The 23,941-nt window shown below is 49.5% G+C and carries 21 protein-coding genes; all 21 read left to right on the forward strand.

Annotated elements, in window-relative coordinates; all coding sequences use genetic code 11:
* The first annotated feature begins 4 nt into the window (after positions 1-4).
* The 21 genes from IPK09_15175 to IPK09_15275 all read left to right on the forward strand — a co-directional run bounded on the left by IPK09_15175 (position 5) and on the right by IPK09_15275 (position 23,937).
* The gene (locus IPK09_15175) at positions 5-1,267 is read left to right on the forward strand and encodes a molybdopterin molybdotransferase MoeA (GenBank protein MBK7984940.1); all 1,263 of its coding nucleotides are present in this window, start codon (positions 5-7) and stop codon (positions 1,265-1,267) included.
* A 323-nt stretch (positions 1,268-1,590) separates the two neighbouring features.
* Positions 1,591-2,463: a DUF3473 domain-containing protein gene (locus tag IPK09_15180; protein ID MBK7984941.1), complete on the forward strand. Its 873-nt coding sequence runs from the start codon at positions 1,591-1,593 to the stop codon at positions 2,461-2,463.
* Between the two features lie 8 nt (positions 2,464-2,471).
* Positions 2,472-4,436 (forward strand): asparagine synthase (glutamine-hydrolyzing), encoded by a 1,965-nt coding sequence (gene asnB / locus IPK09_15185; protein ID MBK7984942.1) that lies wholly within the window; start codon positions 2,472-2,474, stop codon positions 4,434-4,436.
* 9 nt (positions 4,437-4,445) lie between these two features.
* A complete protein-coding gene (locus IPK09_15190; protein MBK7984943.1) occupies positions 4,446-4,703 on the forward strand; it encodes an acyl carrier protein in 258 nt (85 codons plus the stop codon).
* A gap of 16 nt (positions 4,704-4,719) precedes the next feature.
* Complete coding sequence (locus IPK09_15195; GenBank protein MBK7984944.1) at positions 4,720-6,291, forward strand: acyl--CoA ligase; 1,572 nt, start codon at positions 4,720-4,722, stop codon at positions 6,289-6,291.
* A 15-nt stretch (positions 6,292-6,306) separates the two neighbouring features.
* A complete protein-coding gene (gene nadE, locus IPK09_15200; GenBank protein MBK7984945.1) occupies positions 6,307-7,308 on the forward strand; it encodes an NAD(+) synthase in 1,002 nt (333 codons plus the stop codon).
* Between the two features lie 117 nt (positions 7,309-7,425).
* The gene (locus IPK09_15205; protein ID MBK7984946.1) at positions 7,426-8,169 is read left to right on the forward strand and encodes a hypothetical protein; all 744 of its coding nucleotides are present in this window, start codon (positions 7,426-7,428) and stop codon (positions 8,167-8,169) included.
* 74 nt (positions 8,170-8,243) lie between these two features.
* Entirely contained in the window at positions 8,244-8,891 is a 648-nt protein-coding gene (locus IPK09_15210) for a hypothetical protein (GenBank protein MBK7984947.1), read from the forward strand.
* Positions 8,891-9,436, forward strand: coding sequence for a hypothetical protein (locus IPK09_15215; GenBank protein MBK7984948.1), 546 nt, complete (start codon positions 8,891-8,893; stop codon positions 9,434-9,436). The genes IPK09_15210 and IPK09_15215 overlap by 1 nt, the downstream gene beginning before the upstream one ends.
* Positions 9,437-9,487: 51 nt before the next feature.
* Positions 9,488-10,189: a pseudaminic acid cytidylyltransferase gene (gene pseF, locus IPK09_15220; protein ID MBK7984949.1), complete on the forward strand. Its 702-nt coding sequence runs from the start codon at positions 9,488-9,490 to the stop codon at positions 10,187-10,189.
* A 54-nt stretch (positions 10,190-10,243) separates the two neighbouring features.
* Positions 10,244-11,161, forward strand: a complete 918-nt coding sequence (locus IPK09_15225; GenBank protein MBK7984950.1) for a glycosyltransferase family 2 protein — start codon at positions 10,244-10,246, stop codon at positions 11,159-11,161.
* 10 nt (positions 11,162-11,171) lie between these two features.
* On the forward strand, positions 11,172-12,224 hold the full coding sequence (locus IPK09_15230) for an N-acetylneuraminate synthase family protein (protein ID MBK7984951.1): 1,053 nt from the start codon (positions 11,172-11,174) through the stop codon (positions 12,222-12,224).
* Positions 12,225-12,233: 9 nt separating this feature from the next.
* Positions 12,234-12,884, forward strand: a complete 651-nt coding sequence (locus IPK09_15235; GenBank protein ID MBK7984952.1) for an acetyltransferase — start codon at positions 12,234-12,236, stop codon at positions 12,882-12,884.
* Positions 12,877-14,256: a hypothetical protein gene (locus IPK09_15240; GenBank protein ID MBK7984953.1), complete on the forward strand. Its 1,380-nt coding sequence runs from the start codon at positions 12,877-12,879 to the stop codon at positions 14,254-14,256. Before IPK09_15235 ends, IPK09_15240 begins: the two co-directional genes overlap by 8 nt.
* A gap of 134 nt (positions 14,257-14,390) precedes the next feature.
* Entirely contained in the window at positions 14,391-15,818 is a 1,428-nt protein-coding gene (locus IPK09_15245) for a nucleotidyltransferase family protein (protein ID MBK7984954.1), read from the forward strand.
* A 76-nt stretch (positions 15,819-15,894) separates the two neighbouring features.
* Positions 15,895-16,881, forward strand: a complete 987-nt coding sequence (locus IPK09_15250; protein MBK7984955.1) for an SDR family NAD(P)-dependent oxidoreductase — start codon at positions 15,895-15,897, stop codon at positions 16,879-16,881.
* A 27-nt stretch (positions 16,882-16,908) separates the two neighbouring features.
* Positions 16,909-18,045: a LegC family aminotransferase gene (locus tag IPK09_15255; GenBank protein ID MBK7984956.1), complete on the forward strand. Its 1,137-nt coding sequence runs from the start codon at positions 16,909-16,911 to the stop codon at positions 18,043-18,045.
* Positions 18,046-18,070: 25 nt separating this feature from the next.
* The gene (locus tag IPK09_15260) at positions 18,071-19,396 is read left to right on the forward strand and encodes a DUF4910 domain-containing protein (GenBank protein MBK7984957.1); all 1,326 of its coding nucleotides are present in this window, start codon (positions 18,071-18,073) and stop codon (positions 19,394-19,396) included.
* Between the two features lie 447 nt (positions 19,397-19,843).
* The gene (locus tag IPK09_15265; GenBank protein MBK7984958.1) at positions 19,844-21,139 is read left to right on the forward strand and encodes a polysaccharide pyruvyl transferase family protein; all 1,296 of its coding nucleotides are present in this window, start codon (positions 19,844-19,846) and stop codon (positions 21,137-21,139) included.
* Positions 21,140-21,156: 17 nt separating this feature from the next.
* Complete coding sequence (locus IPK09_15270) at positions 21,157-22,320, forward strand: hypothetical protein (protein ID MBK7984959.1); 1,164 nt, start codon at positions 21,157-21,159, stop codon at positions 22,318-22,320.
* A 654-nt stretch (positions 22,321-22,974) separates the two neighbouring features.
* On the forward strand, positions 22,975-23,937 hold the full coding sequence (locus IPK09_15275; GenBank protein ID MBK7984960.1) for a glycosyltransferase family 2 protein: 963 nt from the start codon (positions 22,975-22,977) through the stop codon (positions 23,935-23,937).
* The last annotated feature ends 4 nt before the right edge of the window (positions 23,938-23,941 follow it).

The raw sequence follows: 23,941 nt of genomic DNA on the forward strand, positions 1-23,941 counted from the left end.
CGCCATGCCCGACTGCTGCGCCGAAGATCGGTTGATGACGCTATCCGAAGCGGTTGCCCGGATTTTGGAGGTCGTTCAGTCCGTGCGAGAAACGGAAACGGTACCGCTGCTTGAGTCGTACGGCCGGATTTTGGCCGCCGATTTTCCGGCCCGATTGGATGTACCGCCGCACGATAATTCCGCCATGGACGGTTTCGCGTTGTATCAAGCGGATTTGAAATCCGATCGAATCACCCGCCTGCCGGTAATCGGCCAAGCGCTGGCGGGACATCGGTATGCGGGCGCGGTCCCGCGCGGCGCGGCGGTGCGCATCACCACGGGCGGCGTGACGCCGGACGGGCCGGATGCGGTGATCATGCAAGAGCAGTGTCGGATCGCGCCGGATGAAAGCTGGATCGAGATCGAGCCACGGATCGCCGCACGCCTCAAACCCGGTGAGAACATCCGCCGGCGCGGGGAAGACGTTCGAACCGGCGCGTTGTTGTTGGCTTGTGGCCAGCGATTGCGCCCGCAAGATGTGGCGCTGGCGGCGGGTCAGGGGATCGCCGCGCTGGAGGTCATGCGACCGGTCCGGGTGGCGGTAGCGTCGACCGGCGATGAGTTGTACCCACCGGGGGAAACGTTGCCACCGGGCGCGATTTATGAATCGAATCGTTATGCGCTGATCGGACTGTTGCGCCGCTTGGGCTGCGCGGTGACGGATTTGGGCATTTTGCGCGACGAACGGTCCGCGTTGCTCCAATCGTTGCAAGACGCGGCTGTCACTCACGATCTGTTGCTGACTTCGGGCGGGGTGTCGGTGGGCACGGCGGACCTGGTCAAGGATGTGATCGCGGAACTGGGAACCATCGAATTCTGGCGCTTGGCCGTCAAACCTGGCAAACCGGTCATGTTCGGACGGATCAAGGATTGCCTGATCGTGGGTTTGCCCGGCAATCCGGTCTCGGTGATGGTGTCGTTTCTGCTGTTGGCGCGGCCTTTACTGTTAAAATTGGCCGGCGCAAATTTGATCGATCCGCTGCGGGTGACCGCTTTAGCCGATTTCGAGTTTCAGCGCAAGCCGGGCCGACGGGAATGGCTGCGCGCGCGGCTGCGGCTGGATGCCGGGCGCGGGCCGGTGGCGAATATTTATCACACCAACAGTTCCGGCGCGTTATCGTCCTTGTCTTGGGCCCACGGTCTGGTGGAGTTACCGGAAGACCGCGCCCGCATCGCGCCGGGCGATCCAATCGACTACCTGCCGTTTGAGTCGTTCGATGCCATCTAAAGCGGTCGGCGGGTTTCAAATTGAACCATCTTGAACTAGTTCTGATGCTCGTCGGGGCAGGGTTCTCGACTTAAGTGTCACATAGGGTCATATCTGACCTGGATTTTCGCGGCGTTTGTTGGCCCGCTTTAGCCGAGCTTGTGTAAAACTTGTCTTGGCACGATTTATGTAAGATTCTCTTACGCGGCATTAAAATCCTACCGCCTTCGAACGCGGTTCAGGATGTCCAAAAGCCACGCAAAATGTTCCGGTGTTTTGCGTGGCGGTAGCGTGTCTGAAATCGAGCTACCCCGCCTTTAGCCGCTAAAAGGATGAACTGACTCATGCAAAATGCCCTGACGGTCGATGTCGAGGATTACTTCCACGTCGCCGCCTTCGCGCGCCAGATCGACCCTGCCACCTGGGACCAGTTTCCTTTGCGCGTCGAACGCAACACCCATCGGCTGTTGGAGTTGTTCGCCGGGCGCGGTGTTCGCGCCACGTTCTTCGTGCTGGGTTGGGTGGCCGAACGCTGCCCCAATTTGGTGCGAGCCATCGCCGAGCAGGGACACGAGATCGCCTGTCACGGCTACTCGCATCAGCTCATCTATGACCAAACTCGCGAGGACTTCCGGGCGGAGACGGCGCGTTCCAAAGACTGTCTGGAAGATCAAGCGCAACGGCCGGTACTCGGTTATCGCGCGGCCAGCTATTCGATCACCAAGCGTTCGCTGTGGGCGCTCGATATCTTGGCTGAATTGGGGTTTGGCTACGATTCGAGCATTTTCCCGGTCCATCACGATCGTTACGGCATCCCCGGCAGCCCGCGCTGGCCTTACAAGCTTGAGATGCCAGGCGGTGCTTCTCTCATCGAATTTCCGCCGTCCACCGCCGTCGTGGGCCGTCATCCGTTGCCCGTGGCCGGCGGAGGCTACTTCCGGATTTATCCTTACTGGCTGACTCGTCTCGGCTTGAATCGGATCAATCGCGCGGAAAATCGGCCGTTTATTTTTTACCTGCATCCTTGGGAAATCGACCCCCAACAGCCGCGCGTTCGCGCGGGTTGGCTGTCCACCTTCCGCCACTATACGAACTTGAACCGCTGCGAGCAGCGCCTGAAGCAGTTGTTGCGGGATTTTCGGTTTGCGCCGGTCAAGGAGGTATTGGCAGGGGCGACCATTCCGACGGTCAGCACGCGCGTTTTCGCTGAGGCGTGATTGCCGCCATGTGCGGGATTGCTGGAATCGCGGCGCTTTCGGCTCAAGTTCGGGTTCATGACGGCGATGTGCGCCGCATGTTGCCTCCCTTGCGCCATCGCGGTCCCGATGGCAGCGGCGTCTATCTCGCTCCGAACGGCCGGATCGGTTTGGGACATACCCGCCTCAGCATCATCGATCTTGAGGGCGGCGCCCAGCCGCTGCACAACGAAGATCGGACGGTATGGGTCTCGTTCAACGGTGAAATCTTCAATTACATCGAGCTGCGCGAGACGCTGCTGAAGGCGGGGCATCAATTCCACACCTACAGCGATACCGAAGTCATCGTTCATGCCTACGAGCAGTACGGTGATGAGTTCGTGCGGCAGTTGAACGGTCAGTTCGCCATCGCCTTGTGGGATGACAAACGCCGGCGCCTGCTCTTAGTCCGGGATCGGATCGGGATCTTGCCGCTGTTCTACACCTTGTACGACCAGCGGCTGCTGTTTGCCTCCGAAATCAAGTCGCTGCTGCCTTTGTTGGGGGAGTCGCCCCGGCTCTCACCGGCGGCGCTCGATCAGATTTTTACCTTTTGGGCGCCGCGCAGCCCCAATACCCTGTTTGAGAGCATCCAAGAAATCCCGCCCGGCCACCTGTTGGTGCTGGAAAACAATCAGTTGTCCGAGTCGGTGTATTGGGATTGGACTTTTCCAGAACAGGGCGATTATTTGGCGGGTTCGGATGCCGAGCTGACCGAGCAGTTGTACGCGCTGCTGGCCGATGCCACCCGTATCCGCTTGCGCGCGGATGTCCCGGTCGGCGCTTATCTTTCCGGCGGCTTGGATTCTTCGGCGCTGGTGGCGCTGATCCGCCGTCATTCGAGCGCGCCGCTCAAGACCTTTTCCATCGGTTTCGAGGAAAAGTCGCTCGATGAGTCGGCGTTCCAGCAGCAGCTGGTCGAGCATCTCGGCGTCGATCACAGTCGGATCTTTTGCCGTAACCTCGATGTCGCCGAAGAGTTTCCAGCTGCGGTCTATCACGCCGAAACCGCGATTTTGCGCACCGCGCCGACGCCCATGCGCCGTCTGTCCGGTTTGGTCCGCGCGTCGGGGTACAAAGTGGTGCTTACTGGTGAAGGCGCCGATGAAGCGCTGGGCGGCTACGATCTGTTCAAGGAAGCGAAGATCCGCCAATTCTGGGCGCGCCGGCCGGAATCGGAATGGCGTCCCTTGCTGCTCAAAGCCCTATATCCCTACCTCGAAACTTCGGGCGCGCAAGCACAAAGCTACTTGCGCAACTTTTATGGGATCGGTTTGGCGGACCCCGATCAGCCGGGTTTCAGCCATCTGACCCGCTGGCTCACCACCGCGCAGTGCAAGGTTTTTTTCTCGCCGGAGTTGGCCGGCGTCCTGCGCGAAGACGCCGCGGACCGGCTGATCCGGCAGTTGCCAGCCGCTTTCAGTCGCTGGCATCCGTTCAACCGCGCGCAATATCTGGAAGCCAAAACCCTGTTGGGCGGTTATTTGTTGTGTTCGCAAGGCGACCGGATGCTGATGGCGAATTCCGTGGAGGGACGGTTTCCTTTTTTGGATCATCGAGTCATCGAATTTGCCAATCGCTTGCCGCCGCGTTTGAAGATGCGGGCCTTGAACGAAAAATTCCTGCTCAAGCGCGCGATGACGCCTTATTTGCCACCCGCGATCATCGACCGTCACAAACAACCCTATCGCGCTCCCGATAGTCCGGCGTTTTTCTCGGCCGCGCCGCCGTCTTACGTCAGCGAGCTGTTAAGTCCAGATACGTTGCGGCGCTACGGCTATTTCGATGCGAAAAAGGTCGGTTTCTTGATGAACAAAGCACGCCGGGGTGGCCAGATCGCCGCCAAGGACAACATGGCGCTGGTGGGCATCCTTTCCGCGCAACTGTGCCATCATTATTTTATTGAGCGATGTTCCATACCTGCGTCTGAGGCTTACAAACCACTAGCCTGCTAAGGGATAGCCATGACTATCGAAAAAACGATCCGCTGCTATATTCTCGAAAATTTTTTGTTTACCGACGATGAGTCCGCGCTAAACAGCCAGCGGTCCTTTATTGAGGCCGGTTTGATCGATTCCACCGGTATTTTGGAGATTATTCTTTTCGTCGAAGAAACCTTCGGCGTCAAAGTGGACGATGAGGAAATGTTGCCGGAGAATCTGGATTCGGTAAACAATCTGGTCGCCTTTATCGGGCGGAAACAGTTGGCGCTGGCGGCTTGAGAAGGAGCTAAAAAACGTGGCCGCTGTTCCGCGGTTGCTTCAAGACATCCTGCTCATCGCCGCCGCCCGTCGCCCGCAGCATACCGCGCTGATCACCGAAAACGCGCGGCTGGACTATCGAGAGGTGGCCGACTACGCCTGTCGTCTCGCCCATGTCTTGCGCGCGCGCGGCGTCCGGCGCGGTGAGCGCGTGGCGATTTTTATGGATAATGACTGGCGGTGCGCCGCTTCGCTGTTTGGCGTGTTGCTGGCGGGCGGCGTTTTTGTGGCCGTCAATTACCAGACCAAAGCCCACAAGTTGGCGTTTATCTTGCGCGATTCGGGCGCGCGCGCGCTGCTCAGCGCGCAACATCTGGCGCGCGTTTTCGAGCCGGCGACGGCGCGGCTGTCGGACTTGCCGATATTGTGCGCGCCTTCCGAGGGCGTGTTGCCCGCCGGCGTGACCGATCTTGAGGCAGCGCTGGCCGCTCAGCCCGCCGCGCCGCCGCTCCAGACGGCGATCGGCTTGGATTTGGCCGCGCTGATCTACACCTCCGGCACGAGCGGCCAGCCTAAAGGGGTGATGCACACCCATCAGTCGTTGTTGTTCGTGCTGGACAGCATCAATGAGTATCTGGGTTTTTCCCAGGATGATCGTTTGTTTTCCGCCTTGCCGCTCAATTTCGGTTATGGCTTGTTTCAATGGCTTTCCGCGATACGGTCTGGCGCAACCCTGGTGCTGGAGCGCTCCTTCACCTATCCGGCGCAGGCGTACCAGCGGATGCAAGACGAAGCAGTCACCAGTTTTGCCAGCGTGCCGACGATCTACGCCATGATGCTGGCGCAGGATGCCAAGCAACCCTTACGGTTTCCCAGCGTCCGCTTGGTGACGAACGCCGCCGCGGCCTTGCCCCCGGAGTTCATCCCCGGTATCAAACGGCTATTCCCGCAGGCGCGGCTTTACAAGATGTACGGCCAGACCGAATGCATCCGTAGCACCTATCAGGAACCGGATCTGGCGGAAAGCAAGCCGGAATCGGTGGGACGCGCCATTCCTGGCACCGAGCTGCTGCTGCTGGACGAGCAAGGCTGCCCGGTGGCGCCGGGCGAGGTCGGTATCCTGCACGTGCGCGGCCCTCATGTGATGCGGGGCTACTGGAATCAGCCCGAGAAAACCGCGGAGGTGTTGAGGCCGGGCTCGTTGCCCGGCGAATTCCTGCTGAAAAGCGGCGATCTGTTCCGGCAGGATGCGGAAGGGGATTGCTATTTCGTGGCGCGCGGCGACGAAATCATCAAAAGCCGGGGCGAGAAGGTGAGTCCCGATGAGGTGGAAAACGCCATTTACAGTTTGCCCGCCGTGCGGGAAGCGGTGGTGGCCGGGATTCCTGATCCCCTGCTGGGAGAGGCGATCTGCGCCTTTGTCACGCTCCGCGAAGGGGCCAAGTTGACCGTGCAGCAGATCAAGCGGGCTTGCGGCGAGCGTTTGGAAAATTACATGGTGCCCAAATATGTACTGATGGTCTCAGAATTGCCGCGCACCCTTAACGGCAAGCTGTCCCGTAAATTGATTTTGCAACAATACAGTGCTTTGATCGCTGAAGCAGCCTGATTTCAAGGAGTTTTTATGAGTCTGGACCTCGTTGCCGCGCTCGAATTGGACGAAGCTGCCGAAGTCGCCAAAATTACCGAACGGCTGCGCGAACTGTTACGCAGCCACCTGCGCCGCCGCGGGTTGATCGTGGCCATTTCTGGGGGCATCGACAGCGCGGTTTGCGCTGCTTTAGCGGTGGGCGCGGTAGGGCCTGAACGCGTGTTTGGCCTGCTGCTGCCCGAACGCGATTCCGCTGCTGAAAGCACGCTGCGCGGCCGGCAGATGGTGGAACATCTGGGAATCGCCCACGAGGAATTTGACATTGCGCCGGTGTTGGACGCCTTGGCGTGTTATCGCTGGCGTGATGCGGCGATCCGCGCGATCTTTCCGGATTATGCTTCTGGCTGGAAAAACAAGATCGTCATCGTCGGCGGCCAAGACGGCGGTTTCAATTATTTTAAATTGGTGGTGCAGTCGCCTGCCGGCCAGGTTTTTGAATCCAGACTTGATTCGAAAAACTACCTGCAAATTGTCGCCGCCACTAACTTCAAGCAGCGCGTGCGTAAAACCTTGGAATATTTTCATGCCGACCGCTTGAATTACGCTGTGATCGGCACCCCCAACCGGCTCGAATATGACCAAGGGTTCTTTGTAAAAAATGGTGATGGCGCGGCCGATCTCAAGCCCATTGCACACTTGTATAAAACTCAGGTGTATGCGCTCGCGCGTCATTTGAAGCTTCCGGCAGATATTTGTAACGCCCAGCCAACGACAGATACCTATAGCCTGGCGCAAGGTCAAGATGAATTCTATTTTGCTCTTCCTTACGACAAAATGGATTTAGCCTTGCTGGCTTATAACAGCCACCAGCCAGTTGCCAAGCTGGCGACGGAATTGGATATCAGTGTCGAGCGGGCGGAATTCATCTATCGCGATATCGAAATAAAGCGGAAAACCACCGCTATGTTGCATTGGCCAGCCATACCGGTAGAGCCTGTTAGGGGTCCGTTCAGCACCCCTCCAAAGATTGAATAAACCATTGGCGGATTCGAGGGTTTGAGATACATGTGGAAAGTATGCAAGCAAGCCTCGCAATGGTGGCTAGCGCTTGGAATCACGGTCATGTTGTTGGGGTGCGATGAGGCTAATCAGGTGAAAGCTGCCAAAGCGTCGATGGCTCAAATCACTCCAGCTGAATGGCAAGCGCTGTCGAACAGGCGAGTGTTATTCGGCCATCAATCAGTAGGTCAAAATATCCTTGAAGGGATAGAGTCCTTAGCGGCTCACGCGGGAGTTAAACTATCCGTAACGAAACTACAGGAGCCTGGGTCAGCGAACGGAGGTGGTATCATCCATTTTTTTGTCGGTCAAAATGAAGATCCTGCTTCAAAACTTAAGGATTTTGCGAAAACCTTGGAAGAGGATAAAGCCAAGGCGGCGGATATCGCACTCGTCAAATTCTGTTATATTGATTTTAAAGAAAATTCCAACGCGAAGGCGCTTGCCGAGCAATATAGCAGTACGTTGGATCGATTGAGCCAGCAGTTTCCCAACACCCATTTTGTGGCTGTGACAGCACCCCTGACCGTGGTTCAGACTGGACCGAAAGCGTGGATAAAGCGCCTGCTGGGGCGCACGCCGAGCGGCTTGGCCGATAATTTACGGCGGCGAGAATTTAATGATCTAATACGTACTCACTATGGCCAAAGCGGTCGATTATTTGATTTGGCCAAGATTGAATCACAAGATTCTGGTTCCTATGAGTACGAGAACCGACCCATTGAAGTGCTTAGCCCAAGCTTTACTTATGATGATGGTCATCTCAATGACCAAGGTAAGAAAGTTGTGGCCACTCAACTCCTTAAATATTTGGCTTCCTTATCTTTGAAAAATTGATTTGGCCCGGCTGAGAATTTTTTTAGTTGAGGCTGTTAATATTAGTCAGATAGATTTATTAAATTACTGATTTTGTGAATTATATAAATATTGCCAAGAAATTAATCCACCTGCTTTTGGCAGACCCATGGGTTTTTTACAGTTATATAAAAGCGCTGCTTATAGGTTGTTTTTATATCGTTTATTATCGATTGACCACGGCGAATGTCGTTATTAAATTTCCTTTTTTTGTTTATTATAAATTTAAAATAACGGGTGCTGGCTCTGTTTTTATTGATCGAGGTTGCTCGGTTTACGCAAACTCATTTGATGGGCTTGTGATTACGACATTATCCCCAAATGCGAAAGTGGTTATCGGTAAAGGATGTGATTTGGGGGGGATGACCATTCGTTGTCATAATATGATTACGCTTGGGAATTTTGTAATGTCAGCCAATTGCTTGTTGCAGGATATCGTGTTTCCTGTAGCTAGGCTGTTTGATGTAAAAAATAGTGCTGTAATAAATATTGAACCCTCTGCGAATTGTTTATCTATCGGCGATAAGGTCTGGTTGGCGAGCCAGACCATTGTTTTGGGAAACAGCTCTGTTGGTGAGGCTAGTGTTTTAGGGGTTGGTAGTGTTTGTATTGATCGAAAAATCAACAATAGCCATCTTGCGGTAGGTAATCCTATAAGTAGTAGCATTAGTATAGAAAGAATAGAAAAAATGGTTGGAATTTAATGAAAGAGGCCATGGCGGCAGTTCGAGGGCATTTATTTAAGCTGAAATGCCGGCTCGCGAAAAAAAAGGTGTCGATTGGCACGGGGTTGAGAATTTTTTGCAAGCTAGAGATTGAAGGACAAGGTGCGGTTTCAATTGGCAACAACTGTACCATAGCAAGGATTAACGGTGATGATCGTCATTATGTAACAATTTATACTCATGATCCGGCGGCGGTGATATCCATTGGGGATGACGCCATGTTGTTCGCCGCCAGGATTTCTTCAAGGTTTGAAATCAAGATTGGCAATCAATTCTTGATTGAAGAAGCTGGAATTATGGACACGGATTTTCATACCCTTACTCCTGATCGAGCACAGCCGGCGGAAACGAAAGAGAAGTGCGCTATCGCGATAGGCGATAGAGTGGCTATTGGCGCGCGAAGCGTGATCTGTAAGGGAGTCAGCCTCGGTGATGATGTGTTGGTCTGGCCAGGTTCGATCGTCAAAAAAACGATACCTTCAGGAGTGGCGGTGTGTGGAAATCCAGCTCGGGCCATTAAATAATTCACTGTCAATAATTTTCCTGATGGCTTTAAATCGACCGGTTGTTGGCTGATGGCAAAATCAGCGATCGCTGTTATTCCAGCGCGTGGGGGTTCTAAAAGGATACCTCGTAAAAATATAAAGCTTTTTGATGGGAAGCCGATTATTGCGCACACGGTGGAAGCAGCCCTGCAAAGCCGGCTTTTTTCACAGGTCGTGGTGAGTACGGATAGCGAAGAAATCGCTTTGCTGGCCGAGCAGTACGGCGCGGAAGTGCCTTTTTTACGGGATGCCCGCTTGGCGGATGATGTGACGCCAGTTTCGGCGGCCACGGTTGATGTAGTGCAAAGACTGGATGCGACTGAAGATCGGTTTGCCTATGTCTGTCAGTTGATGCCGAACTGCCCATTGCGAAGCGCTGAAGATATTGCCAAAAGTTACACGCAGTTGCTGAGCACGGATTCTGACTCACAGATTTCGGTGGTTCGCTATGGTTGGCAAAATCCGTGGTGGGCCATGCGCCAGAATGAAAAATTCCAATTGGAAGCTGTTTTTAAGGATCAGCTCACCCGACGCAGCCAGGATTTGCCCCCCCTGTTTTGCCCGACTGGCGCGATATGGTGGGCCAAAGCGGCCGTGTTAAGGCGTGAAGGAACCTATCACGTGGCCAATCGAACCGGCTGGGAAATTCCTTGGCAGCGAGGTTTGGATATTGACACCGAGGAGGATTGGCTGATGGCCGAGGTTCTGTTGGCGATGGTTCGGTCAGGCTGAGAAATCGATTGACGCGAGAGTTAAATTAGAGCTGTTTTTCGACTTGCTCCGCTCGTGACTTATCCTCTTAATTCCCTTGCGCTTTACACGACTATCTATCCTGGCGTTGAGCCGTATTTGCAGGCTTGGTATCGCTCGGTGTCGGAGCAGACCGATCACGCTTATCAATTATGGATAGGCTTGGATGCGTTGGAGGTTGCAGCGGTTGTTGAAGCCCTTGGCGGCGAGCCGCAGGCGACCTGGGTCATAGCGGCTCCAGGCGAGACCCCAGCCCAGATCCGGCAACGGGCTTTTACGCAAATTGTGGAGGCTTGTGATGGGGTGGTGCTGGTGGATAGCGATGATGTTTTGCATCCGTCTCGGGTGGCCGCCGCCCGAGTCGCCTTGGAAACCAGCGATCTCAACGGTTGCGCGCTCCGACTGGTCGACCAGCACGCTCAGGCGCTGAGTTTGACCTTCACCCTACCGCCTGCGCTGGCGCCTGATACGGTTCTTCCGCGCAACAACATTTTCGGTTTGTCCAATACCGCGTTCCGTTCGAGTTTGCTCCGGCGCTGTTTGCCGATCCCGGCCGAGGTGGCGCTCGTCGATTGGTTTCTGGCAACTCGCGCTTGGTTATATGGAGCGCGCTTGAGTTTCGATTCGGTCGCCCGAATGGATTATCGACAACATGCCAACAATCTGGTCGGGCTTCGCTATCCTTTTAGCACTCAGCAAGTCATTCAGGAAACTGAACGGGTGCGCTGCCATTTTCGATCTTTGTACTCCGCCCTCAAAGGCGGCTATACCGGCGCTCGTTGGGCGGAGTTGGAGCAGGTGACTGTTGATACTGAAGCGTTTTACCAACAGATTGTCCTGACACCATCCCGACTTGAAGCCTATCTTCAAGCCTTGAATGCTCTCAAGCCGGCTCCTGTTTGGTGGACTTGCGTGGCGCATCCAGCATTAAGGCACCTGTGGGCATCCCAGTAGGAATTAATTTATGAAAGCGATCAATCTCGGCGGCGTTTTTGTTGGGCCGGACTACCCTCCTTATGTCATTGCGGAGATTGGCTCGAATCATAATGGCGATATGGTGCTTTGCCGCCGGCTGATCGATGCGGCGGCCGAGGCGGGCGCCCAGGCGGTCAAATTCCAGTCGTGGACTGAGAACTCGCTGATCGCCAAGGAAGAATACGACCGTAATACCGACTATTCGGATAAAAAGAAACATTTTGGCTCATTGCGGGAGATGGTGAAGGCCTATCAGCTTACGACCGACCAGCATTTTGAAGTGCGGGCGTATTGTAAAAAGCGCGGGATCGCTTTTTGTTCGAGCCCTTTCTCGAAAGAGGAGGCCGATCTGCTGGACAAACTTGATGTGCCGTTTTTCAAGATTGCCTCGATGGATATTGTCCATGAGCCGTTTCTCAAATACGTCGCTCGCAAACAGCGTCCCGTGGTGATTTCAACCGGTATGGCGACGTTGGCGGAAATCGAGCGGGCGGTTGAGATCGTCCGGGCGGAAGGCAACGAACAGCTCGCGCTGCTGCATTGTATTTCGATCTATCCGCCTGATTATGAGATGATTCACCTGAGAAATCTGCCCGCATTGCAGCAAGCCTTCGAAGTGCCTGTCGGTTTCAGCGATCATTCCCTGGGGACCGCCATTCCGCTGGCCGCAGTTGCCCTGGGGGCGTGCATCATCGAAAAACACTTTACCTTAGATAAAGAGATGCCGGGCTGGGATCACGCCATTTCGGCGGACCCCGCAGAGCTACGGGTCATTGTGGAAGAGGGAAAAAACATTTTCACGGCGCTGGGAGGCACCCGACGGATCGTTACCGAGGCTGAGTATGAGAAGCGCAAGAAATTCAGACGGAGTCTGGTGGCGCGGCGAGCCCTCGAAAAAGGTCACTTGCTGGTCGAGGACGATCTCGACGCCAAGCGCCCCGGCACGGGGATTTCACCGAACGAACTCGCTTATGTGCTGGGCCGGACCTTAGCTCGCCATCTTGAGGAAGACACGGTTATTCATTGGGCGGATTTACAATAAGCGCCGGCAATGGCTGAGCCGAATTGGCCGATCATCCTCCTGGGGGGCGGGGGTCACGCCAAGGTATTGGTGGAGGTTCTTTTGCTACACCATAAAGCTGTGCTGGGCTATACCAGTCTCGCTAGCGGTACAACCAATATCCCGAATTTATTACGGCTCGGTGACGACCGCATCATTGACGATCACGACCCTGAAAAGATCGCGTTGGTGAACGGCATCGGTTCGGTCAAGTCCACCTCAGGCCGCCGCCGGATTTTCGAGCAGTTTCAGCGAAAACGTTATCGTTTCGCCAGCGTGATTCATCCGGCGGCCACGATCGCAACGGATGCGCGTTTGTTGGAAGGCGTTCAAGTGATGGCCGGCGCGGTCGTACAGCCCGGCGTTCTGTTAGGCGGCAATGCGATTGTCAATACCGGCGCTGTCATCGATCACGATTGCGAGATCGGGGCCCATGCGCATATCGCCCCCGGCGCTGTGCTCTCTGGGGGTGTGCATATTGCCGAAGGCGCGCATGTCGGCACCGGCGCCTTGGTCATTCAGGGGGTGCGGATCGGCGCCAACAGCGTGGTGGGCGCGGGCGCCGTCGTCTTGAAAGATGTTCCAGCAGGGGTCACCGTCGTGGGCGTGCCGGGAAGAATAATCGGAGAATCCATTGGGTAATACCGTTTACATCGTTCATTGCATCGATACCGAAGGTGGGCTTTACGAATCCGTTGAAGCGACCTTCGAGCGGTTGCAAGCGATTTTCAAGATCGATCTCGAACCCAGTATCGCGACGTTGCAACGCTTGCAAGCGGGTAAAGTGGCTTTAGGCGGGCTGGAAACGGCCGTTCGTAAAGTGGTCGATCCACATTTACTGGCTTATAACGACACCTGGGACAAGGTGGACGCCATGCTGGCGGAGCTCTTGTCCGAACCCTTTCGCAACCAGACGCGCGATTCCTTCGACAAGGGCTGGGTTTACAACTGGTTTTGTGTCGATCATGTCGATTATGAGACCAATCCCCGGCGTCGGGATATCGGCTACCATAATGTCTACGATCACTACCGCAGCATTCTCCGCGAGACCGGTTCTCACCAGGATGGCGTGCATTTTCACTATCATCCGCACAATTTCCGCCGTGAAGCCCATCGCTGCGCGACCCACTGGTGGGCCTCCTCGGATAGCTTGCCACAAATTATTTCGCGTCGGGTGATCGAGCGACACTGGTTTCCCGCCGCCCATCGTCCGGGATTTCATGTGACCCGACCGGACAGCCATTGGTTTCTGGAACAATTCATTCCGTTTGATTACGCCAGTCAGGCCATGGTCGTGACGGAGGAAGATAAAGCGCAATTCGGGCTACAGGGGGGTCGTTTCGGGGACTGGCGGCGAGCGCCGGTCAATTGGCAGCCTTATCACCCCGCCCCTGACGATTACCAGAGCGCGGGAAATTGTCGCCGTTGGATCGCGCGCTGTCTCAATGTGGGGACCCGCTACAAGCTGCTGTCGGACGATGACGTGCGCCAAGCTTTCACGGAGGCCCGCGCCGGCAAACCGGTGATACTGGCGTTTACCGATCACGACTTCCGCGACATGCGCCCGGATGTCGAGCAAGTACGGTCCATGCTGTCGAGGGTGGCGGTGGATTTTCCAGATGTCTCATTCAAATTCTCCGAGGCGACGGACGCGATGCGGGGTGCGCTCCAGTTGCCTTTCGAGCCTCCTTGCGAGCTGGATATGAGCTTGAAGGCCATTGGCGATACGACGCAGGTATTGGAAGTCAGTTCGAAGACGCCGACTTTTGGACCGCAACCGTGGCTGGCATTGAAAACGTCCAGCGGTGTTTATCATTACGATAATTTTGATATCGAGATTCCGTTTTACCGCTGGCAGTACGTTTTCGATGAGGAAACTTTTCCCTTAGCGGCGCTGAGCGCGGTCGGGGTTGCCGCCAATAATGCATTTGGTATCACGACCGTTGCAGTCCTGGACCCTGCTACTGGCAACATTTCCAAACGACATTGGAATAAACCAGACTCCAATGCTTGAGGTGAACGTTGGGGGTTTTACGGCTTCGCTGTTAGCGCCTCGGATGGCGGTAGAAGCGACCCTGCTGCTCGGTGGCCCAGCCATCTGCTTAGAGAGACCGTCTTGAAATTTTTGCCACGCAAAGGCAATTCATAATGAAGTCTGCCAGCAGAGACCGTCTTGAAGGCGCTGTGATCTCTCCATCGGCTTCGATTGCCCAGGCTATTGCCCAATTGGATAAGGCGGGCATGGGTGCTTTGGCGCTCTGCGCCAGCGAGTGGAAATTATGGGGTCTGCTGACCGATGGCGACATTCGCCGCGCGCTGTTGCTGTCGGTAAATCTTGAAGAGCCTTGTGGCACTGTCGCCAATCGAACTCCGGTTTTTGCGTTGGCGCCGATTTCGACGGCTGAAGCGCTTCATCTGCTAAACCAGCATGATATCAATCATTTGCCGGTGGTGGATGCCGATGGCCAACTGCAAGACTTCTTGCTGCGCAAGGATTTGGTGACAGAAGCGGAGTTCGCGCTAAAAGCCAAGGAGCGCATTGAAAGTGTCATCGTTCTGCCAACGGCTTCACTGGAAGAAGCCATTACACGTTTGAATGAAGCCGGCACCGGCGCGCTGGTGCTTTGCGCGCAGGATCAATTGCTTGATGGCTTATTGACGGATGGCGACATTCGTCGGGCCATCTTACAAGGTCTTTCCCTGGAGACGCCCTGTGCCAAGGTGGCTTCTCGAAAGCCGGTTTTTGTCCAGGATTCCATTTCAGCCAGTGAAGCTTTGCATTTGATGAACCAATATGACATCAATCACTTACCGGTGGTGGATGTCGAAGGCAGAATCGTACAGTTTCTTTTGCGCCGGGATTTGGTTAGCGAAGAGCAATTGGGATTATCGGCGGTCATCATGGCCGGTGGCTTTGGAAAACGCTTGTTGCCGCTAACCGAGCAAGTGCCCAAGCCGATGCTGCCGGTCGGGGATCGTCCGCTACTGGAATTGACCATCCAGCAACTCCATCGATCTGGTATTCGAGAAGTCCATCTGACTACCCATTATCTGCCGGATAGCATCGTAAACCATTTCGGGGACGGTAAAGCTTTTGGCGTTACCCTCAATTATGCCAAAGAAGACCAACCTCTAGGTACGGCAGGTGGGTTGAGGCTAGTCAAGAGGACAGATCGTCCATTTCTGGTTATTAATGGCGATATTCTAACCGGCGTTTCCTTTCAGGAAATGCTGGCCTACCATCGGAAGTATGATGCTGATTTAACCGTGGGCGTTCGTAAATACGAAGTAAAAGTACCCTTCGGAGTCGTCGAGTGCCAGGATGTGAAAATCACACAACTTCAAGAAAAGCCCACGCTCCAATTATTTGTGAATGCGGGGATTTATCTTTTAGAATCTTCGGCCTGTGACTACATTCCAGAGGGTCAACGCTTCGATATGACGGATTTGATACAGTGCTTGCTGGCAGCCGGGCGGCCGGTGATCAGTTTCCCGATAATGGAATATTGGTTGGATGTCGGTCGCCCCGAAGATTATTTAAGGGCTCAGCAAGATGTCAAAAGCGGCAAATTTTAATCTTTTTAAGAGATCATGCTCGATACGGCTAATGATTTAAAAATCACTGTAAAAGAAACTACAAGGTAATAGGTCGATGTCTTCATTAGCAGGAAAAAAAGTTTTAGTAACCGGAGCAGGAGGGTTTATTGGGAGCCATCTGACGGAAAAACTGGTTACGCTAGGTGCTGAAACGCGTGCTATGGTGCATTACAATGCGCTGTCTGGATATGGCTGGTTAGATAGCTCCTCTTTCAAAAATGAAATCCAGATTATTGCTGGAGATATCAGCGACCGGGATTCCGTGAACGAGGCTGTTAAAGGTTGTGATATCGTTTTTCACCTTGCCGCGCTTATTGCTATCCCTTATTCATACCAAGCTCCATATAGTTATGTCAGAACCAACATTGAAGGAACTTTAAATATCCTTCAAGCCTGTCGTGCTAATAATGTAGGGCGTGTGCTGCACACCTCGACCAGTGAGGTCTATGGTACCGCCCGTTATGCGCCAATCGACGAAAAGCATCCGCTCCAAGGGCAATCTCCTTATTCAGCCACCAAAATTGGCGCCGACAAGCTCGCGGAGGCTTTCTATTTATCTTTTGAGATTCCGGTCGTTACGGTGCGGCCGTTCAATACCTTCGGACCCCGTCAGTCTGCCCGAGCCGTGATTCCAACTATTATTACCCAATGCCTCAATAATCGAGTTGTACGGTTAGGCAATTTGCGCCCCACGCGCGACTTGAATTTTGTTGCCAATACAGTGGAGGGGTTTCTTATGGCGGCCTCTGCTGAGGGCGCGGTGGGAAAGTCTATCAATTTTGGCAGCGGTCGAGAAATCAGTATAGGGGATTTGGCTGCTTTAATTGCACGATTGATCGGTTGTGATATCACCATTAAAACCGATGAAGTGCGGCTTCGGCCGGAAAATAGCGAGGTAGAGCGTTTGATCGCTGACAACTCGTTGGCTGAAACTCTTGTAGGTTGGAAACCGCGTGTGAGTTTGGAGGAAGGTTTAGGGCTGACAATTGAATGGATGCGCCAGCATTTAGAGCAGTATCGCCCAGGTTTGTATGTAGTTTAGCGTGGAGTGTAAATAGCTTTGGAATTTATTCCGCTTTGTGTTCCGGAGATTCGTGGTAATGAATGGGCTTTTCTAAAAGAGTGTATCGATACTAATTTTGTATCGTCAGTGGGACCGTTTGTCGAGCGTTTCGAGCAAATGGTGGCCGACTCGGTGGGTGCTCCTTACGGAGTTGCAACCGTCAATGGGACTGCTGCCCTACATATCGCATTATTGGTTGCCGGTATTAAAAGCGATGAAGAAGTCCTGGTTTCGACATTGACGTTTATTGCTCCGGTAAACGCAATTCGCTACGTTGGAGCTTGGCCAGTCTTCATTGATGCTGAGTCGGACTATTGGCAGATGGATCCCGCCAAAGTGATTGATTTTTTGGAAAAAGGCTGTGCCTGGCGAGACGGGGCACTCTACAATCGGCAGACCAAGCGACGGGTAACCGCCATCATTCCCGTGCATATCCTCGGCCAAGCCGTGGATATGGATCCAATTTTAGAAATTGCTAAGAAGTTCGATCTAAAGGTCATTGAGGATGCGACGGAGGGATTAGGCGCTAAATACCGAGGAAAAAGCCTTGGGAGGCTAGGAAATATCGCTTGTTTTAGCTTCAATGGTAACAAAATGATCACCACGGGTGGTGGCGGTATGATCGTCACTGCTAACGAGGCGTGGGCCCGTAAAGCCAAATACCTGACTACTCAGGCCAAGGATGATCCATTAGAATATATCCATGGTGAGATCGGTTATAACTATCGTCTGACGAATCTTCAAGCCGCGTTTGGCTGCGCCCAAATGGAGCAGCTGGACCAGTATGTGGCAGCGAAGCGAAAGATTGCTGCTAGATATGGTGAAGCATTGAAAGGAGTGCCAGGTCTCTCAATCATGAAAGAAGCTGCTAAAGTTTCCAGCAGCTTTTGGCTGTATACGGTACTGGTGGATGAAAAACAGTTTGGAATGAACTCGCGTAACCTTCTGCATAGACTTGATTCACAAAAGATTCAGACCAGACCGCTTTGGCAACCTATTCATCAGTCTCCCGCTTACGCGCAAACGGGTTGTGTTGAACTAGCGGTCGCTGAAAGATTGTACCATCAAGGGTTGAGTCTACCGTGTTCTGTAGGCCTTACAGAGGCCGATCAAGAGCGGGTGATTGCTGGTTTACGGCTCTAATCGCTAAAAGCCTAGTCAAAAAATCATGAGCGTAATATCTGATGAAACCGCTCTTCCACAGGACTATGAAAACTGTGGACAATTTATGCATGGGCTGATGGCCAAGCTTTTTCCGATCTGCCGCAGCATCACCGGGGATGGCGTGCGTGAAACGCTTAAAATCATTCAGGATTATATTCCTTTAAAAACCATTGAAGTACCGTCTGGTACCAAGGTTTTTGACTGGACAGTACCTCTAGAATGGAATATTCGAGACGCCTATATTCTCAATGAAGAGGGTGAGAAAATAATCGATTTTAAAAAAAATAATTTACACGTTGTAGGGTATTCAGCGCCAGTTAATAAAATAATTTTCCTGGAAGAGTTACAAGAATATCTTTATTCACTGGCGGATCAGCCAGAAGCGATTCCTTATATTACTTCTTATTATAAAAATTGTTGGGGATTTTGTCTTACTCATACCCAAAAAGCTCAGCTAAAGACAGGACGTTATCACGTTGTTATTGATAGCGATCTAAAGCAGGGCTCATTAAGCTATGGGGAATTAATTTTACCAGGTTCTTCAAATCAAGAAATTTTTTTATCGACTTATATTTGCCATCCTTCAATGGCAAATAATGAGTTATCAGGACCGGTTGTTACTCTAATGTTAGCAAAATGGCTTTTAAGCCAACCACGTCACTTTACTTATCGAATTATATTTATTCCAGAAACGATCGGGGCAATCACTTATTTAAGTAAAAATCTCCATCATATGCAACAGTATATCATTGCTGGGTTTAATGTGACCTGTATTGGCGATGAGCGTAAATATTCGTTTCTTCCCTCAAGGCATGGGAAAACGCTGGCTGATCGAGTTGCTCTCAATGTATTAAAATTTCAATGTCCAGATTTTATAGAATATTCATTTTTGGAGCGAGGCAGCGACGAACGGCAATATTGTAGCCCTGGGGTCGATCTCCCGGTTGTTTCAGTAATGCGCTCTAAATATGGAACATACCCTGAATATCACACGTCGCTAGATGATTTAAGTTTGGTTACGGCTGATGGCTTGCAAGGTGGTTACCTTATTTTAAAAAGGTGTCTAGAGGCACTTGAAAAAAATAAAATTTATCGTGGGACATGCCTGGGTGAACCCCAACTTGGTAAGCGTGGTTTGTATCCGGTCTTAGGGACAAAAAATTTGCAAAGAGAAACAAGAAAAATCTTAGATTTTTTAGCCTATGCTGACGGAACTCATGATTTAATTGAAATTAGCGATACTATACATGTTCCAGTTTGGGAGCTTTATGAGCTAGTTGAAAAACTTGTAGTATCTGGGTTATTGGTTGAATCCGCGCTATTAAATTAAAGCTGCTCCTTGTAAAAAAGATTGATAATAAAAGTAAAGTTGGCTGTTGTTTTGATGGCCCTAAGCCCCTTTTTCTTTGTTGTATATTATACAGAAGCAGCTTTTTCTATTAAGACTCTCGTTATATCAGATGCATAATTAGAAGCATCTATAAAAGTTATTAGTGTTGTTTAGAGCTTGGAAAATGGCAAATGGATTCATGGTTTTCAAGCTGCTGATGGTGCCATTTATTTAAAAATCACCTTAAAAGTAGTGATGGTGGTATTATATGTAATACTTATAAAGTTGCTCAAAAAGTTGGTTCAACTTATTCCACAATATTTAAAGTAGAGTCCAGCGTGATTTTTTCCAAGTAGATCAGTGTATTTGGCGCATAGCGGTCAATAAAAATGGAATGAAAAATTGAAATATTTTTGCTAGAAATTAGCGATTAAGATTATAAATCAAATGAAAGTTTTATTGATTAATGATTCAACTAGTAACCCTAATTGGGGAGATCGAGCTGCCGCTACGGCTTTAAAATTGATGATAAATAAATTGGGGGGAGATATCATAGATATTTTTTCAGAAGATGAGCTTAAATGTTCATCTTTTTTAAGGAGTGAAATAGGGGTAAAAAAAAGTATTACGGGTGATCGGCGTTTAACAGAGTTGCTCAAGCTTTTTTTTCCACCAATCCTATTTAAGATTAAAGGAAAAATGCTTAGAAGTTTTGGGCTAGAAGAGAAACTCTGTTTAATCCCAGATACTTGGGATGAATTTAGAAAATGTGCTGAAAATATCCTAAATAATAAAGAGCGATATCAGAGGCTAATAAATGTTTTTGATAAAATGGATGTTGCGGTTATTCATGGTGATGGTTGTATGGTTGGGAATGGCCTGCTGCCACGTACCGAGCTTTTTTTGGGTTACTTAATTAAAACACATTTTAATAAACCGGTGGTTATTGTAAATCATACTGCCGATTTTGATCACCCGAATCTACTTAAAATAGCTCAGAAAGTTTATCCTTTGTTTGATGATGTAGTGTTTCGTGATCCGATTTCAGAAAAGCGATGCAAAGAATTTTGCAATGGACGATTTGTTGCGGATACAGCATTTCTATTTGAGCCAATCCTTTCAACTGAATTTTGGAAAGATACAACTCGAAGGCCTACATACTTTGATATATGGCCAGATGTAGCTGATTTTGATCCTGCCAAACCTTATCTATGTATCGGGGGTTCTTCAATACTTTCTTATGATTCGTTTCCTTTGGAAATCATTAAGGATTTTTCATTGCTTATTAGGTATATACAATCAATCTATCCTGGTCAGATTGTATTAACTGTGTCGGATATTGTGGATCAACCTGTATTCCGGACAATTGCTAAAGAGCTTGCATTACCTTTAGTGGGACTGGCGACACCTGTTCAGCAAGCGGTTGATATTATTGGTAATGCAGAAGCTTATATTGGCGGTAGGTGGCATCCAAGCATTTTTGCCTTGCGTGGTGGGACTCCAATTATTCCACTTTCTGCAAAGACCTTTAAAATGCAAGCATTAATTGAGATGGCTGGCCTAAACTCTATAACGTTTGATGCGCTGGGCTTAGATAAAATTAAATATCCTCTTGGGAATCAACTTCATTTTTATTTAGAACAGGGAGTGGATCTGCGAAAAAAAATTCGAATTTGGGCTCAAGAAGCTGCAAAAAATTGTTGGGGCAATATCGAATTTTTAAAAAAACCGATCAAGATATAATTTTCAAAGAAAATATTATGAATGTATTTATAATAGCGGCCCCTTATCAAGTACTTAGCGCCGTTGAAGCTGTTCATCATTTTGATTTTAAAAATAGCATATTAATTATATTGAATATTGGGTTATTTAGTAAAGATAGCTTTGATAAGATTATTGATAATAAATACTGGTATTCCGTTAAGTATATTGACTTTTTTTATTTTATTACTAGTCACGATTTTAGTAAAGTAAAGCCAAAAAACTATTTTGAAAGATTAATTGAGCTATATTTGGTGTTTGATCAGTTTAAAAAGCGAAGGTGTATAGAAAGATTATGTCGCTCAATTGGATATGCAGAAAATCTTTTTCTAGGAAATTATTTAATAGATTATGATTTACACATGAGGCATATTGCAAACAGGGTAAAATTTGGAAATTTATTTCTATTGGATGTTGGTACTGATACCCTTAGAATTAATAAGCAGAGGATATGCGAGAATGTAATGGACTTATCTCTGCGTAATTTAGAAATAAAGAACGGTGAAACTATTGATTTAGATAATACTAAAGATAGTAAAAAAATTGGATATCAATTTTTAAACTATTTATCGATTCAAACTTTGAAAAAGAAAATCCATAGTCAGTTTATTGAGTGGAATAATAGAGGTGTTAAAAGATTGACCTACTTTACTTGTTACAGCCTTAAAGTAAATGGAGAAGATCGAATCATAAACAACAATTTTGAATTCTCAAAATCTTTGATTAGGAAGGCAAACTGCTCTCAAGATATTTTCTTTCTTGGGCAGCCATTAATTGAGCAGGGATATTTGGCCCCAGCAAAATTTTTCGAATATGTAAAGAAGATTAAAAAGTACTTTGCTGGTTTGAATTTATTCTACGTACCCCATCCTAGAGAAGCTGAGGAACACATACAAATTATTCAAAATAACATTGGAATTAGGATAAAGAAATTTATTGCGCCGATTGAACATGAAATTGTAGCAAGCGATAATTATCCAAAGTGTATTGGGTCGTTTTTTAGTTCCGCGCTTGAAAATTTTGCCAAAATTTTTAGTAATAATATTGAAATATTAGCTTTTTATTTATTACCCCAGCACCTATTAAAAGATATAGAGGGTGTTGCCAAGATATATGATAATTTTAAAACTGATAAAAATATCAAGATTTTGCTTTTAAAGTAAAAAATATTTTATCTTTTGGATTGTATTAGTCGCCTTGGGGTGCTCGATTTAGTTCACGGTACAAAAGCAAATTATTAACCAATGGCGCTAGAAATCCACATCCAACGACGGCGGAGTAGATGCAGCCTTATCTAGTAGTGCTGTGGATCTAGAGTATGACGGAATTGGATTTAACGTCGCCACCAGGCATTGCGGGTTTGAGCCGATTGAGTGACGAGGCCCAACATCGGTTGCACGTGTAGACGCTACCAGTCACTCCGAACGCTGGCGATGGTGATGGGCTTATGGCCGGCCTCGGTGGCTTCTTCGGACGCTAGAGCGATGGTCATTCCGGTTCTAAAGCCATCAGGAAGGAATGCAAAAAGCCCATACAGTGGCTTGGGATGATTTCTAGGTGATCGAGTGGTGGCTCTAAAACATACTTGGATAGTGGGCCCACTGAACTGCGGACTGAAATAATTATAATCGACATCGAAAAATGATAGTATCGCAAACACGCACCCGAGAGATTCATTTGATTTGCTGTTATCAGACGTGGTTTTTACTGCTCTATAAGGTTAAAAATAACCTTTAAAAGAATTATTTTGGCCAAGAATTACTTCAGTGTATTAGCCCGTTTAGAAAAAGTAAAACGAAAGCCTTGATCATATTAAAATGATGAACTCTAATCCGTATCCACTTGTTTCTGTTATTATCCCTGCTTATAATTCTCAGGAATTTATTTCTCAAACAATTGATAGTATTTTAGCGCAGACCTATTCAAATATAGAGATAATTGTTGTTGATGATGGCTCGGTAGATAGAACCTCTCAAATTGTACATGGTTACAGAGATCGTGTGCGCTACTATTATCAGAATAACAGTGGCGGTTGTGCTGTACCACGTAATGTAGGAATTAAAAATAGCTTTGGTGAATTGCTTTGTTTTAATGATGCTGATGACCTTATGGTACCTGATCGACTTGAAATGCAAGTTAATTTTTTATTACGTCATCCAGCAGTTGGTTTAGTTTTTAGTGATTATAGAAATTTTAGTGATAAAAAAAATTTTTTGAGTACACATTTTGAAACTTGCCCGAATCTCCAGCGTTATCTGAATGGAGAAAATGAAATAATTATTAATAATGCTTGTCCATATCTTGCAAGGGAAAATTTTGGAATCGCTAGTTCATTCCTAATGCGCAGGATTTTATTATTAAAAGAGCCTAGTTTTGATCCATCACTTAAATCTAGCGAGGATTTTAACTTTTACTATCGATTAGCCAGGCATACTAGTGTTGGAGTTATCAATAAAGTTGGGATGATGAGGCGATTGCATACTTTTAATATGAGTAGTAATACAGAAAAAATGATGTCTGAATGCATACGGAGTTATAGATTGCTTTTGGAGAGTGAGCCTGATAGCCAGGCTAGATACTTTCTCAGAAGATTTATCGCATGTTTTTGGTCCAATCTTTCCTATTATAATACTGAGCATGGTCGATATAAGATTGCATTACAGCAAGAGAAGAAAGCTTTGTATGCGAATTTTTCCATGACTAGATTGTATTTATTCTTTAAAGGCTCTACTCGTATAATTTTGATGAAACTCGGATTTTATAAGCCTAGATTATCTTAGCTCG

The sequence above is a fragment of the Candidatus Competibacteraceae bacterium genome, assembly GCA_016713505.1.
In the GTDB taxonomy this organism is placed as follows: Bacteria; Pseudomonadota; Gammaproteobacteria; order Competibacterales; family Competibacteraceae; genus Competibacter_A.